The 12,991-nt window shown below is 53.7% G+C and carries 15 protein-coding genes; 1 reads left to right on the plus strand and 14 read right to left on the minus strand.

Annotated elements, in window-relative coordinates; all coding sequences use genetic code 11:
• Nucleotides 1-8: 8 nt before the first annotated feature.
• The 11 genes from ACXLHR_RS02025 to ACXLHR_RS02075 all read right to left on the minus strand — a co-directional run bounded on the left by ACXLHR_RS02025 (nucleotide 9) and on the right by ACXLHR_RS02075 (nucleotide 9,631).
• Nucleotides 9-566 carry a tetratricopeptide repeat protein gene (locus ACXLHR_RS02025; RefSeq protein ID WP_458789880.1) on the minus strand — a complete coding sequence of 186 codons (558 nt, stop codon included), beginning with the start codon at nucleotides 564-566 and terminating at the stop codon, nucleotides 9-11.
• 21 nt (nucleotides 567-587) lie between these two features.
• Nucleotides 588-1,538: a type II secretion system F family protein gene (locus ACXLHR_RS02030; protein WP_458789881.1), complete on the minus strand. Its 951-nt coding sequence runs from the start codon at nucleotides 1,536-1,538 to the stop codon at nucleotides 588-590.
• Nucleotides 1,539-1,549: 11 nt separating this feature from the next.
• Nucleotides 1,550-2,515, minus strand: coding sequence for a type II secretion system F family protein (locus ACXLHR_RS02035; RefSeq protein ID WP_458789882.1), 966 nt, complete (start codon nucleotides 2,513-2,515; stop codon nucleotides 1,550-1,552).
• A gap of 5 nt (nucleotides 2,516-2,520) precedes the next feature.
• Nucleotides 2,521-3,948: a CpaF family protein gene (locus ACXLHR_RS02040; protein ID WP_458789883.1), complete on the minus strand. Its 1,428-nt coding sequence runs from the start codon at nucleotides 3,946-3,948 to the stop codon at nucleotides 2,521-2,523.
• A gap of 11 nt (nucleotides 3,949-3,959) precedes the next feature.
• Nucleotides 3,960-5,207, minus strand: a complete 1,248-nt coding sequence (locus tag ACXLHR_RS02045; RefSeq protein ID WP_458789884.1) for an AAA family ATPase — start codon at nucleotides 5,205-5,207, stop codon at nucleotides 3,960-3,962.
• Between the two features lie 255 nt (nucleotides 5,208-5,462).
• On the minus strand, nucleotides 5,463-6,104 hold the full coding sequence (locus tag ACXLHR_RS02050; protein WP_458789885.1) for an OmpA family protein: 642 nt from the start codon (nucleotides 6,102-6,104) through the stop codon (nucleotides 5,463-5,465).
• A gap of 16 nt (nucleotides 6,105-6,120) precedes the next feature.
• Nucleotides 6,121-7,545, minus strand: coding sequence for a type II and III secretion system protein family protein (locus tag ACXLHR_RS02055; RefSeq protein WP_458789886.1), 1,425 nt, complete (start codon nucleotides 7,543-7,545; stop codon nucleotides 6,121-6,123).
• A 208-nt stretch (nucleotides 7,546-7,753) separates the two neighbouring features.
• Entirely contained in the window at nucleotides 7,754-8,608 is an 855-nt protein-coding gene (gene cpaB / locus ACXLHR_RS02060) for a Flp pilus assembly protein CpaB (RefSeq protein ID WP_458789887.1), read from the minus strand.
• Between the two features lie 77 nt (nucleotides 8,609-8,685).
• Nucleotides 8,686-8,898 carry a hypothetical protein gene (locus ACXLHR_RS02065; RefSeq protein WP_458789888.1) on the minus strand — a complete coding sequence of 71 codons (213 nt, stop codon included), beginning with the start codon at nucleotides 8,896-8,898 and terminating at the stop codon, nucleotides 8,686-8,688.
• 139 nt (nucleotides 8,899-9,037) lie between these two features.
• A complete protein-coding gene (locus ACXLHR_RS02070; protein ID WP_458789889.1) occupies nucleotides 9,038-9,229 on the minus strand; it encodes a Flp family type IVb pilin in 192 nt (63 codons plus the stop codon).
• Nucleotides 9,230-9,439: 210 nt separating this feature from the next.
• Nucleotides 9,440-9,631 (minus strand): Flp family type IVb pilin, encoded by a 192-nt coding sequence (locus tag ACXLHR_RS02075; protein WP_458789890.1) that lies wholly within the window; start codon nucleotides 9,629-9,631, stop codon nucleotides 9,440-9,442.
• 361 nt (nucleotides 9,632-9,992) lie between these two features.
• Between ACXLHR_RS02075 and ACXLHR_RS02080 the strand changes: the two genes are divergently transcribed.
• Nucleotides 9,993-10,829, plus strand: coding sequence for a lytic transglycosylase domain-containing protein (locus tag ACXLHR_RS02080; protein WP_458792444.1), 837 nt, complete (start codon nucleotides 9,993-9,995; stop codon nucleotides 10,827-10,829).
• A gap of 27 nt (nucleotides 10,830-10,856) precedes the next feature.
• Here ACXLHR_RS02080 and ACXLHR_RS02085 read toward each other — a convergent pair whose 3' ends face one another.
• From ACXLHR_RS02085 to ACXLHR_RS02095, 3 genes are all read right to left on the minus strand, one after another.
• Nucleotides 10,857-11,486, minus strand: coding sequence for a 3-oxoacid CoA-transferase subunit B (locus tag ACXLHR_RS02085; protein WP_458792445.1), 630 nt, complete (start codon nucleotides 11,484-11,486; stop codon nucleotides 10,857-10,859).
• On the minus strand, nucleotides 11,483-12,196 hold the full coding sequence (locus ACXLHR_RS02090) for a CoA transferase subunit A (RefSeq protein WP_458789891.1): 714 nt from the start codon (nucleotides 12,194-12,196) through the stop codon (nucleotides 11,483-11,485). Before ACXLHR_RS02090 ends, ACXLHR_RS02085 begins: the two co-directional genes overlap by 4 nt.
• 241 nt (nucleotides 12,197-12,437) lie before the next feature.
• On the minus strand, nucleotides 12,438-12,971 hold the full coding sequence (locus ACXLHR_RS02095) for a L,D-transpeptidase (RefSeq protein WP_458789892.1): 534 nt from the start codon (nucleotides 12,969-12,971) through the stop codon (nucleotides 12,438-12,440).
• Between the last annotated feature and the right edge of the window lie 20 nt (nucleotides 12,972-12,991).

A 12,991-nucleotide genomic window follows, 5' to 3' on the forward strand; every position in this document is an offset into this window, starting at 1 on the left:
CTCTTACCTCAAAGTGCCGTCAGGATCACAAAATCGCCCGTTCCCCGTCGCACTAGTTTTACATCGTTGTTTTGCTCAGGATCATAAAACGGATCTTCTATTTGGGCGAGGGATATCCGCAGGTTCTGGCGGATCTGATCGGAATTACCATTATCCGTGGCATATGCGCGACGAAATACCTCGGCGGCCTCGGCAAACTCGCCGCGTTCCATCAATATTACCCCCAGATTGTTCCATGCAGCGGGAAAATCAGGGTCTTCCTGGGTGGCGCGTCGCAGCAGGCGTTCGGCCTGTCCAAGTCTGCCCAAGCGCAAATTCGCAGATCCGAGAGCCGACAGCGTGTCGATGTTAAGCCCCTGTTGCGCCGCCGCACGGGTATAGGCTTTGAGCGCAATCTCGAATTCGCCCGCCGCCATCAACCGGTGCCCGACAAGCAACCCGTCGATGTCGGATGAACCCGCCACACCGGGCGCAAACACTTGATCGTCTGAACGTCCAAAGCCGCCATTGGCGCAGGCGGCTAAAGAGAACAGGGTCAAAAGCAGGGCGACCCTTGAGTAAAACATGCGGCGATTTTCCTAACCCCGTCAGAGGGCTTGGCTGATTGCGTATATTGACGGTCCAATCAAAATGATCAGAAGCGGCGGAACAGTCAACATCATCGTAGCTAAAGTCATCTTTGTGGGCAGTTTATTTGCGGCCTCTTCGGCACGCATGACACGTTTGTCACGCATTTCGCTGGCGTAGACCCGTAACGCCTCGGCGATTGAGGTGCCAAACTGCGCGGATTGGATCAGAACGGTCACAAAACTGCGCACGTCTTGCACGCCTGCACGTTCGGCCATATCTTTCAGAACGCTTGTCCTGTCCTTGCCCGCTTTCATTTCCTGAGCCACAACTCCGAATTCGTGTGCCAGATCCGGGAAGCCCGATTTGAGCTCGCGCGCCACGCGGATGATGGATTGGTCAAGTGACTGGCCCGCTTCGACGCAGACGAGCATCATGTCAAGACTGTCGGGAAATCCGTTTGTAATGGCTTCTTTTCGGGCCGCCTGACGACGTGTGACCCAGTATTTCGGCCCCATATAACCAGCGCCCGCAGGCACGCCGATCATCATGACCAAGTCAGTTGTTTCCACCAAGCCCTGCTGCATTTTCAGAAAGGCATAGAGGCCGCCCAGCACCAGACCACCGATCCCTAGCGTAAACTGAGCAAAGTAATAGTTTCGCACCGCAGTTTTGGAGTGGTAGCCGGCCTGTACGAGTTTGAGCTTGATCGCAGAGTATTCCTCATCGTTTTGCGGCTCAAGAAAGTTTGCGTATCGATCAAGTTTGGCGCTGCTTTGTGCGTGACGCAGCGTCTCGCCTTTTTTCACCTCGTTACGCGGTGCCGCTTTCAACCGGTCGAGCGGATCCGCGCGTTTTTTCATCAAGACGGGCAGGGTCACGAGGATTAAAAAGACCCCAAGCATACCGACCAACATGAGCGGGCCGAAGGGCCCAAGCATGTCAGTGATCATTGTGTTCATTTCTTGCATCGATCCGGCCTTTATACTTTAATATTCACAAGTGCGCGCATGACGATCAGGTTCACGGCCAGCAGAAAGCCGACGACCAGACACGCGGGGATGAACACGGGGGATTCCATAACTTCATCAAAGTAGGTGGGTTCGACCAGATTGACCCCAATGACGGCGATAACCGGGAATGCGGAGAGCAAATTGCCCGACCATTTTGCCTCGGCGGTGATTGCTTTCACGCGGCGGAACAGGCGGAAACGCGAGCGGATCACCTTAGCCAGGCCATCAAGAATTTCTGCAAGGTTCCCGCCCGAGGTTTGCTGGATCGTGACCGCAACCGCAAGGAAGCGCATATCTTGCATGTCCAGGCGTTCGGCCATGGCTTTCAGGCATTCACCGACATCGCGCCCGTAAGCGGATTCGTCCGAGATGATGCCCATTTCGGTGCCAAGTGGGTCGGGAATTTCATGGGCGACGATCGAGAGCGCCGACGAAAACGGATGCCCGACGCGCAGCGACCGTACCATCAATTCGATGGCTTCTGGCAGTTGTTCTTCGATCATCGACATGCGCTTGTTAGCTTTGGTGGAGATCCAGACGAACACGCCTGCGACGCCCATGATCCCAGCTAACATGATGCGGACCTGTGTGCCGACTTCGGTGCCGACGGTCAGGCCTGCAAATGCCATGACGCTGACCGCGCCCATAATCATAATGAGCTGCGACGGGGAAAATGCGATGTTTGCTTTTTGTGCTTTTGTGGCCAAAATCGAATAGAGCGGGATGCTCTTTGATTTCATGTGCTGGGTCATTTCCTTGCGGAGCTGCTCCAGAACCTGCTCACGACCGCCGCCTTTTTCAAGAAGTTCGAGGCGTCGGTTGACCTTGCCATTCATGCTGATCGACTTACCAAAGATCACAAGATAGGCGCCCTGCACAATCGCAATGACGGCGGCGAAGATAACGATATAGATGAGTGGGGCTGCCGAAATCATAGTGTTTACTCCGCGACCATGGGTTCAAAGATTTGCGCAGGCAGGTCATAGCCCCACAATTTAAAGCGATCCGAGAAGTGGCTGCGCACGCCTGTAGCGGTGAAGTGGCCGATGATTTTGTTGTCAGGGGTCAGTCCCACGCGCTGATAGCGGAAGATTTCCTGCATGGAGATGACGTCGCCTTCCATGCCGGTGATTTCGGTGATGGATGTCATGCGTCGCGAGCCGTCTTGCAGGCGCGAGGCTTGCACGATCAGGTTCACCGCTGATGAAATCTGGCTGCGCATCGCTTTGATCGGCATGTCTATGCCTGCCATTGCGATCATGTTTTCGAGACGCGACACACCATCGCGTGCCGAGTTGGCGTGGATTGTGGTCATCGAACCGTCGTGGCCGGTGTTCATGGCTTGCAGCATGTCGATCACTTCTTCGCCGCGGGTTTCGCCCACGATGATCCGGTCCGGGCGCATCCGCAGTGCGTTTTTGAGGCAGTCACGCTGTGAAACGCCGCCTTTGCCTTCGACGTTCGGCGGGCGGCTTTCCATGCGGCCGACGTGAACTTGTTGCAGTTGAAGTTCAGCTGTATCTTCGATGGTCAAGATACGTTCGTCGTTGCCGATCGAGGATGAAAGCGCGTTCAGGGTGGTTGTCTTGCCCGACCCTGTACCACCAGAGACGATGATATTCAGGCGGCAGGCGACGGCGGCTTGCAGGTAAGCGGCCATTTCTTCGGTGAAGGCGCCAAAGCCGACCAATTCGTCGATGCCGAGTTTTTCTTTTTTGAATTTTCGAATTGATACCAAACTGCCATCGACAGCAATTGGGCCGACCATTGCGTTGAAACGCGAACCATCCGCAAGGCGCGCATCGACGTAGGGGTTGGATTCGTCGACACGACGGCCAACTGCGGACACGATTTTGTCGATGATGCGCAGCAGGTGCTTTTCATCTTTAAAGGTGACGTCGGTCAGTTGCAGTTTGCCATTACGTTCCACAAATATCTGTTTGGGGCCGTTTACCAGAATATCGTTGACGGTATCGTCTTTCAGCAGGGTTTCGAGCGGGCCAAGACCCGTGACTTCAAAATAGAGGTCCTGGTTGATCGTTGCCCGTTCTTCACGGTTCAACACGATGCCCATTTCTTCCATGGTTTCTTGTGAGATCGCGTTTATTTCGGCCCGTAGGTCGGCCTCGGTCGCGGTTTCAAGTGCGGCAAGGTTCAGGTTGTCCAAGAGAGCTTTGTGCAGCTCGAGCTTAATTTCGCCAAAGCGTTCCTTGCGGCGCTTTTCTTTATCCGCAGGAACTGCTTCGGCGGGGGCGGATTTTGCACGCATCAGAGATTTGCGCTCGACCTCAAGTGACGTGACCTTAGGTGCGGCCGTCATCGCGGGGTTTGCTGGCGCCGGTGCCGTCTTTTTATACTTGGAAAACATAGGCCTAATCCTTAACCTTTTGCGACGGCTTCATCGGCTTGATTGATGTCGTGAACTGATTTTGCGAGCTTTGCGATTTCTTTACGCAGGCCATTTTTGGGGATGGAAATCCCGAGAGGCGCGCCGTGGTCGTTGGTTTGACCAACCTGTTTGCCACCATCGGGCAACATCACTTCGATGCTGATACCAAGGCTGTCGGCCAGACGTTTCACGCGGCTTTTGCCGTTAAGATCGGTGAAGCCCGGGGCGCGGTTCAACACAAACCGCAGTTTCTCAAACGGCAAATCTTCTGATTGCAGCGCACGTTTGAGGCGCAGGGTGTTTTGGGCGCTGCGCATGTCGAGTTCGATCATCGCAAAGTAGACATGCGCGGCTTCGAGGATTGTTTGCGACCATTCGATCATCGTGGAAGGCATGTCGATCACGACATAGTCAAAATTCGACCGTGCAAATTCAATGATGCGCGACACGTCCTCAGGTGTGATCATGTCAAGCGGGATCATATCAGTTGGCGCAGTCAGCACATGGATTTTCTGTTCATAGGGCAACAGCGCATGCATGAATATTTCTTCGTCGGCCGCTTCGGTGTCGCTTAGAAACTCAAGCACCGAGTCGCGACGCGGCAGGTCAAGGTAAGTCGAAACCGTGCCGAATTGCAGGTCCATATCCAGCAGGCAAACCCGCGGCGCTTCTTTTGGATTGGCGTGTGCCAGCTCCCATGCAAGGTTCACGGCAAATGTCGTAGCACCTGTGCCGCCGGCCATGCCATGCACCGGAATAACAACACCGTCGTGGTTGCCGGTCGGTTTCAGGCGCATGTTTTTATCGGGAATATGGGTCGGAATTTGCTCGGTCGGGGTCAAAACCCGCTCAATAGCGCGCGCGAGTTCCGCCTCTGGCAGCGGATAGGGGATAAATTCATCGCCGCCTTCGCGCAGCAACTGGTGCAATGCAGCGGTGCTGACATCTTCAGTAATCAGGATCACCTTGATTTGATTGGCTTTTGCAATCGAGATGATCTGTGTGATCTCGGCAAGCCGCTCTTCGTCTTCATGGTCCATCGCGATGGTCACAAATTGCAAATCGGCAGCTTCGGGTTGCTGCAAATAGGTGGCGGCATCGTCAAACGACAGGTCGCCCCAGTTTTCACCCAAGGCGGTTTCCATGTCTTCGATCAACAGATCAAAAATTTGGACGTCCCGACTGATGGTACAGGCCACGATTGGCTGTTGATCCGATTGTAATGCTGCACTGCTCATAACGCTACGTCCTTTGTTTGTGGGGCGCAAACGTAGGATGAATGATATGAATGAAAATCACGTCAACATAATCCCGGCGTCTGCCACAACTTGCCGAGTCGGCGCGCGTGGTTAACCCTTTGGACTGTTTGTGACGGTGAATAATGTCGAGAATGGGACAAAAAAGGCGTTATTGTTTGGTATCTTTGAACGATAACGGCTTTGAGGGGGGAATGTTCACGCAAACTCTGTCGCGTGAACATTAAATTTTAACGATTACTCGGCGCTTGCCTCTGTCACAACAGCGCCAGGCACCGCGCTGGCGACATACTCACGGAATACGACTTCAGCATATTTACCGTTCATCACCATCGGGTGGCTATTCACGAAACCTGAGACTTCGGTCACGGTGCGCCGGTTACGACGTTCTTCGCTGTCTGTCATGATAACAGGCTGCGTTTCGCCAAACGAGACCACGGCTTCAAGGCGTGACCTGCTGATGCCCTGACTGGTCAGGTAAATCACTGCTGCTTGGGCGCGTTTCAGACCAAGTGTGCGGTTATAGGCTTGGCTACCGACCAGATCGGTATGGCCAAATACCTTAAAGCGCACTTCCGGAAATTGGTTGATCCATGTTGCCTGCTGGCGCAATGTTGCGCGGGCAGTCTCGTCCAGTGCCGTCGAGTTAAACGGGAAAGTGATCGTAGTGTCCACTTCCGCGGCAAAACGGCGGGCAAGGTTGATAGTGAAATTGGCATCGCCTGATTGAATAAGCGAGTTATTCATCGTGGCCGCGCCAAATGTGCCGTCGTCGATTTGCGATCCCGCAGCACTGTTAAAGCCCTGACGGATCTCGCTGGATGGTGCACAGGCAGCCATCAAAAGGCATGCCGCACCCGCTGTGAGAATGTTTTTCATTGGCCTGTGATCCCTATCATTCATCCAAGACATAGCCGTAAGAACCGCTAAAGTCCTGACGCGCAACTTCACCAGCGCCGCCGGTTTGTGGCGCTTTATCGGCGGACACACGGCCAAATAAGAACAAATCGCGCTCGGACGGGGGCTGCACTCGGTCGGTCGGCAAAGCCAGAACTTCGCCGCGTGTTGGCGTGACAAGATGCGGGGTCACAATGATCACCAGCTCTGTCTGCTTGCGCGAATATTCGGCACTGCGGAACAGGGCACCAAGGATCGGAATATCGCCAACCCATGGCACTTGGCCGTTCAGGTCCATAAAGTCGTCTTGCAAAAGACCCGCAATCGCAAAGCTTTCGCCGTCTCGCATTTCAACGGTGGTCGATGTCTCGCGACGTTTAAATGCGTCGATGGTAAAGCCATTGGAGGTGAAACCGTTCGAGCTGTCGATCGAGGACACTGCGGCAGAGAGTTCAAGGTTGATTACGTCGTTGTCGATGACGCGCGGCGTAAAGTTCAGCTCGACGCCAAATGGCTTGTATTCAATTGTGATCGCACCGCTGTCTTGGGACACGGGGATCGGGTATTCGCCACCTGCAAGGAATTTTGCCTCTTGGCCGCTCAGCGCGGTCAGGTTTGGTTCGGCCAAGGTCCGCACGACGCCGCGTGCTTCCAACGCTTCGAGCAGGATGCCGACTTCGACACCGCCGGCGTTAAAACCGAACAGGAATGCGCCGTTGCTTTCGTTGCTGGCGGGCAGGGTGCCGCTTAGGCCGTTGCCGGCTGATCCGGATGTGTTCATCGAGTTTGTTCCACCCGATAATCCAAGATTACCACCAAGGCCCGTACCTTGTAGCGCAATCGAAGAGGAGAGGGATTTGGAGACCGACCGCTGCATTTCGGCAAAGCGAACTTTCAACATAACTTGCTGCGTGCCGCCGACCGACATCAGGTTCGAGACCCGTTCCGGTGCGTAGCGCTGCGCAAGTTCCATGGCGCGATCCAGCCGCGCAATAGAGCTGACGGTTCCAGAAAGCACGATGCCGTTATTGGCGGTGCGCACTTCGATGTTTTCGCCGGGCAAAATCTGGCCAAGGCGTTCTTTGAATTCTGCAATGTCGGGAGTGACATGCACTTCGACGTTGGTGATCAACCGTCCATCGCCGCCAAGCAGAGTGAGCGTCGTGCGCCCCGGCTCTTTGCCTAAAACGTAGATCGTGCGGTCCGACAGGGAAGAAATGTCCGCGATGCCGGGATTCGCAATCGATAATTCAGTGAATGGTGTGTCGCTCTCGACAACCACAGCGCGGTTCATCGGGACGTTCAGCGCACTTGACGGTGCACCCCGCATCACGCGCAACGTTTCCGCCTGTATCGCAGGTGCGGATACAGCTATCAGTGCAAAACTGGCGACGACAGCTTTGATAAAATTTTTACATGTCATGGTGACCTGCCCTTCCGATCACGCCTCGTTATTACGGATCTTTTTGCCCGCGATTGCTTGAAACTGCACCGAAATCAATTTTATTGCAATATTCAATGTGTTGGCCGGAAATTGTGGTGCAGATACGTAACGGGTTGGGCGTAAATCCCAATAGAAAAAGGCACGCCTCCAGTGGGGGTGACGTGCCTCTGATCAGATTTTCTTGCGTTTAGTTAGTGCAAGGAATGGGAACTTCGACACGGTCGCCGCCTTTATTGGTGATGATCGTGCAGACTTCGTTACGAGGCGCCTCGACCAATTGCTCGACCTCCGGGGCCGACAAACCAAGCAGACTACGTTGGTCAACAAGGATTTCGCTGCTGATAGTGTCATCACCTGCACCAACCAGTGAAAGCGATAATGCGCCGGTTGATTGGGCCTGTGCCAGCACGGCAACGTCTTGTGGGCTGACCTGCACGGTGACAGTGCGCGCGATTGTGGCCTCGTTCCGTTCGACATTTGCAGATTGGTCAATCGCAATGATTTTTACGTTTGATTTGATCAGCTGGGTAAAGCTGCGGTTGCTTTCGCCACTAAGTGAGCCGCTCCAGTAGACGTCAACGTTATCGGTCGGACGCAAGAAGCCGGACACGCCGCTGGCCACATCAACCTTGATCGTAAAGGCGCGCATGCCACGATCAAGTAGTGTCGTGATACCTGCGTCCTGACCTGCATCCGTCACTTTGATTGCTAGAATTGGCTCGTCTTTTTCCATCTGGCGCAGGACAACGCGTGGCGTGTCTTCGCCCTCTGGGAACAGTTCTTCGAGGGTCGAAAATGCACCCTCGGGAATATTTTTGACTGCATAATCAATCAATGCGACGTCCTCGGTTGTGATCCGTTCGCCGTAAAGGATAGTGCGCGTTGGTGCATAAATTTTGGACGTTGCCACAAATTCAGAGGCCTTGGCACGTTCTTGTTCAAGCGCAGTTTCCTGTTCGCTGACAAAGCCCTGGACCATATAAACTGCAAAGCCTGCGAGGCCCATGCCAAGGAGGAATACCAGTCCGAATAAAGCTCGCATTTTATACCTCGTTTCTTTCTTACTGCTAAGCGCTCAAAACAAGCGCAGGATGCCGCAACATGTGGCATAATGGGTTATCAATCGGTAATTTCGACGGTTGCGACTGCAACGCTAATGCGATGCCCGGCGCCAATTGCCTCGTCCCGGATTCCGGTGCCAACAAGTGCGGCAAGCAGCACGATTGCAGCCGTTATCACAACCCAGTCAACTGTTACTGCGCCGCCTTCGTCTTTGGCAAAAGAGGCAAGAAACTGGCTCATTTCAGCTTCCAGTTCGACTTGGTTTATCATCTACCCGCTACTTTCGCTGAACTTTGCGGCACATTATGGCCGCGGAGTGATATATGCGTAGTAAGTTACCAAGGCCGCGTTATTGAAAAAGGCCATCCCATGTTTTCATGAAATAGCCCATTTTCGCACTGTGAACGTGTTATGGGGCAATAGCGCCTACGTCGATGGCAGTAAGTTCGTTGCCAACGTCTGTTGCAAGATCTTTTGCGCCGTCACCAATGGACTTACCAACAACAACGCCGAGCAGAACGATAGCGGCTGTCAGAACAACCCAGTCAACTGTGACTGCGCCGTCTTCGTCGTTGCGGAAATTTTTAATAAAGTTAAGCATTGTAGTCCCTCCTCAGGGTATAGCTAGATTTGAAAATTAACCTCTTTGAATACTTCACGCCGGCCCATTGTTGGCGTAGTCCCCGTTCAGGTTAAGGGATATATGCGTGTCAAATGGGACAAGATTCAAACCCATATGATAAATATTAGTACCTTGCAGAGGGCCATCCCATGTTTTCATGAAATAGCCCATTTTCGCACTGTGAACGTGTTATGGGGCAATAGCGCCTACGTCGATGGCAGTAAGTTCGGTACCAACTTCATTAGCAAGATTTTTTGCGCCGTCACCAATGGAATTACCAACAACAACGCCCAGCAGAACGATAGCGGCTGTCAATACAACCCAGTCAACTGTAACTGCGCCGTCTTCGTCGTTGCGGAAATTTTTAATAAAGTTAAGCATTGTAGTCCCTCCTCAGGGTATCGCTAGATTTAAATTCAAACCTTGTCGGATCCTTTCGCACCGGCCTCTTATTGGTGCATCCCCGTCTTGGTTGAACATGTTTTGCACTGTGATTGGGGCAGGAGTTTGACCCGAATGGATCGATTTTGGACGAGGGTTAAAAAAGCCCGAATTTATAGGTAACATTATGATTTTTAATAATATTAAAGTTAGCAGTATGTTAATACCTTTCGGCGGGCGGTGTTCGATTGTGTCCAAAGCGCCCCAAATAATAGTGTTCGTTGTGGATTGTATCGATTTACGCCTTGGATTCTGCGAGGGTGGTGGCAATAAAAACAGGCTTCAGGCAGAATCTATGAAAATGCGAATAAGATTTATCGCGGGAATCGCGTCTTTAGGGCTGTCGGCATTGTCGGTGCAGGCAGAATCGTCCCGCCTTCAGTCGGATTTCAGTTTCAAGCGGGTTACTGTGCCCACGGGAAGCAGCAGCCGCCGTATAACCGTGCAGATTGATCCTAACAGGCCGCGCGCGCCGTCTGCACCATTGGCAGCCGGATCAGCCGCGGCTGCGGGGGAGGCTGCGCTGGCCGCAGTGCCGCGACCCTCGGGTTTGGAATGGTTCTGGCTGGCGGTTTCGCCGAAGCTTTCTGACACAGGTCCGGGCCGTTTGGAAATGGCCTTGCGCGAAATGGCAAACGCGCCTAGCGGCAAAGCAGTGCCAGTGCCGCGTTTGCAGACCTTACAATCAATTGCGACTGCACATGGATTGGATATTTTGCGCGAAACAGTAGGCACCAACGTGTCGCCTGCGCTGGTTCTGGCACTGATTTCGGTCGAGAGTGCGGGTAATGACGCGGCGGTCAGTTCCGCAGGTGCGCAGGGATTAATGCAGTTACTGCCTGCAACGGCCGCGCGTTTTGGGGTGACCGACCGCGCCGACCCTGCAGAGAATATCAAAGCGGGCGTGGCTTATCTTGCCTGGCTGATGAAGCATTTTGACAATGACCCTATTCTGGTGCTGGCTGGATATAATGCGGGCGAGGGGGCTGTGCGTGATAATGCGGGCGTGCCGCCCTATGCCGAAACGCGTGCCTATGTACCAAAGGTCTTGGCCGCATGGACGGTTGCCAAAGGGTTATGCCAGACGCCGCCTGAATTGGTCACGGATGGCTGCGTGTTTCATAACAACGGGGTGTGAGGGGCGCGGCGAACCGCGCCCGTTCTACTAAGATACGATTGTCGCTTCTGTTGCGGCGCGCAGTTCGGCCTCGGTGACGCCGTCCGCACATTCAACAATGCGCAATCCGCCTTCGACCACATCAAGCACACCAAGGTTGGTGATGATCCGGTCGACCACTGCTTTGCCAGTCAGCGGAAGCGTACATGATTTCAAAAGCTTGCTGTCGCCGTGTTTGGATGTGTGATCCATCACGACCACCACGCGGCGCACGCCTGCGACTAGATCCATAGCACCGCCCATGCCTTTGACCAACTTGCCCGGGATCATCCAGTTCGCCAGATCGCCGTTTTCGGCCACTTCCATCGCACCCAAGATCGCCATCGCAATTTTGCCACCTCGGATCATGCCGAACGATTGCGCGCTGTCGAAATACGCAGTTTGCGGCAACTCGGTGATCGTCTGCTTGCCCGCGTTGATCAGGTCGGCGTCGATCTTATCCTCGGTCGGAAACGGGCCCATGCCGAGCATACCGTTTTCGGACTGTAATGTGACCTCTACACCTTCAGGGATGTAGTTGGACACCAGCGTCGGAATACCGATGCCAAGGTTCACATAGGTGCCGTCTTCGAGCTCTTGCGCGGCGCGTGCCGCCATTTGATCACGATCCCACATTATGATTTCCTGACTGTGCGTTGTTCGATACGCTTTTCGTGGTCACCTTGGATGATGCGGTGCACATAGATGCCGGGCAGGTGGATGCTGTCGGGATCGAGGCTGCCTGTTGGGACAATTTCTTCGACTTCGACGACGCAGGTCTTGCCGCACATCGCAGCTGGCGGGTTGAAGTTGCGTGCAGTTTTGCGGAAGACAAGGTTGCCGGTCTCATCCGCTTTCCATGCTTTCACAATCGCGAGGTCAGCAAAAATGCCGTTCTCCATGATGTAGGTTTCCGGTGCGCCGTTTTCGCCTGTCGGGAAATCTTTGTGCTCTTTGCCGTCCGCAATGATCGTGCCGACACCTGTCTTGGTGTAGAAACCTGGGATGCCACAACCGCCCGAACGCATACGTTCGGCCAAAGTGCCTTGCGGATTGAATTCGAGCTCAAGTTCGCCCGACAAATACTGGCGCATGAACTCCGCGTTTTCGCCGACGTAAGACGAGATCATTTTCTTGACCTGCTTAGTTTGCAGCAAAATTCCGATACCAAAGTCATCAACGCCTGCGTTATTGGACGCAAATGTCAAATCTTTGGTGCCCGCATCTTTGATCGCTTGCAGCAAAAGTTCGGGAATGCCGCAAAGGCCAAAGCCCCCAGCCGCAATAAACATGCCGTCATGTAATAGCCCGTCCAGAGCTGCTGCGGCATTTGGATAAATCTTTTTCATATGGCTCCCCGAAAATGAATAACCCGCAGAACCTGTATGGCACTGCGGGTAAAGTCAATGTCTGAGCCCTATTGCGGAGCCGTAGATTTAAAAGAAACCAAAGACCGCAAGTACAAGCAAAAGGCTAATCGGGGCGCCTAGGATCCATAGAATAATTGGCATGATCGTTCTCCTTTGTTGAAGAAAGGAAAACGATCTTAGGGCAAATTAGTTCCGCGATTTAACGGGACCTGTTTGTCGATTAGATAATATGGACTTGTGTGCCGACTGGCGCGATCTCGAACAATTGCGCCACGTTTTCATTATAGAGCCCGATGCAGCCATCCGATGACGGACGTCCAATTTTGCGCGTGTCATGGGTGCCGTGGATAATATAGGCAGGCCATGACAAATACATGGCGTGGGTTCCAAGCGGGTTCGCGGGGCCCGGCGGGATGTATTCCCAGCCAAACCGCTCTACCTGTGATGCGGTTGGGGTCCAGTCGGGGCCGACTCTTTTGCGCACAATGCTGGTATAGCCACGCTTTGTTAATTCTTCACTAATCGGCACTGAAGTTGGAAACACGCGGTAGGTATCACCGGTCCAGAAGTGCAGCGCACGCGAGCCCGTGTCAGCGACAATCGACGCAACGCCGAGCGTATCGAAGTGATCCTGCCAATCTTGACGCACAAAGCTCGCGATGTTGCGTGTGCTTTGCGCCAGCGCAGGGGCGGCCAAAAGGCTGGCGGCGCCTGCAACCAGAACAGTTCGTCTATTGAGTTTGAAATCCGACATGTTGGACCCTCATCTTCATA

Source organism: Yoonia sp. MH D7 (assembly GCF_054439475.1).

What these genes read in the sequence shown, in the direction of transcription:
- ACXLHR_RS02050 (WP_458789885.1), bottom strand. Translation starts at nt 6,104, where the DNA reads ATGAAAAACATTCTCACAGCGGGTGCGGCATGCCTTTTGATGGCTGCC.
- ACXLHR_RS02070 (WP_458789889.1), bottom strand. Translation starts at nt 9,229, where the DNA reads ATGCTTAACTTTATTAAAAATTTCCGCAACGACGAAGACGGCGCAGTC.
- ACXLHR_RS02065 (WP_458789888.1), bottom strand. Translation starts at nt 8,898, where the DNA reads ATGATAAACCAAGTCGAACTGGAAGCTGAAATGAGCCAGTTTCTTGCC.
- ACXLHR_RS02025 (WP_458789880.1), bottom strand. Translation starts at nt 566, where the DNA reads ATGTTTTACTCAAGGGTCGCCCTGCTTTTGACCCTGTTCTCTTTAGCC.
- ACXLHR_RS02030 (WP_458789881.1), bottom strand. Translation starts at nt 1,538, where the DNA reads ATGCAAGAAATGAACACAATGATCACTGACATGCTTGGGCCCTTCGGC.
- ACXLHR_RS02035 (WP_458789882.1), bottom strand. Translation starts at nt 2,515, where the DNA reads ATGATTTCGGCAGCCCCACTCATCTATATCGTTATCTTCGCCGCCGTC.
- cpaB (WP_458789887.1), bottom strand. Translation starts at nt 8,608, where the DNA reads ATGCGAGCTTTATTCGGACTGGTATTCCTCCTTGGCATGGGCCTCGCA.
- ACXLHR_RS02040 (WP_458789883.1), bottom strand. Translation starts at nt 3,948, where the DNA reads ATGTTTTCCAAGTATAAAAAGACGGCACCGGCGCCAGCAAACCCCGCG.
- ACXLHR_RS02045 (WP_458789884.1), bottom strand. Translation starts at nt 5,207, where the DNA reads ATGAGCAGTGCAGCATTACAATCGGATCAACAGCCAATCGTGGCCTGT.
- ACXLHR_RS02075 (WP_458789890.1), bottom strand. Translation starts at nt 9,631, where the DNA reads ATGCTTAACTTTATTAAAAATTTCCGCAACGACGAAGACGGCGCAGTT.
- ACXLHR_RS02095 (WP_458789892.1), bottom strand. Translation starts at nt 12,971, where the DNA reads ATGTCGGATTTCAAACTCAATAGACGAACTGTTCTGGTTGCAGGCGCC.
- ACXLHR_RS02080 (WP_458792444.1), top strand. Translation starts at nt 9,993, where the DNA reads ATGCGAATAAGATTTATCGCGGGAATCGCGTCTTTAGGGCTGTCGGCA.
- ACXLHR_RS02090 (WP_458789891.1), bottom strand. Translation starts at nt 12,196, where the DNA reads ATGAAAAAGATTTATCCAAATGCCGCAGCAGCTCTGGACGGGCTATTA.
- ACXLHR_RS02055 (WP_458789886.1), bottom strand. Translation starts at nt 7,545, where the DNA reads ATGACATGTAAAAATTTTATCAAAGCTGTCGTCGCCAGTTTTGCACTG.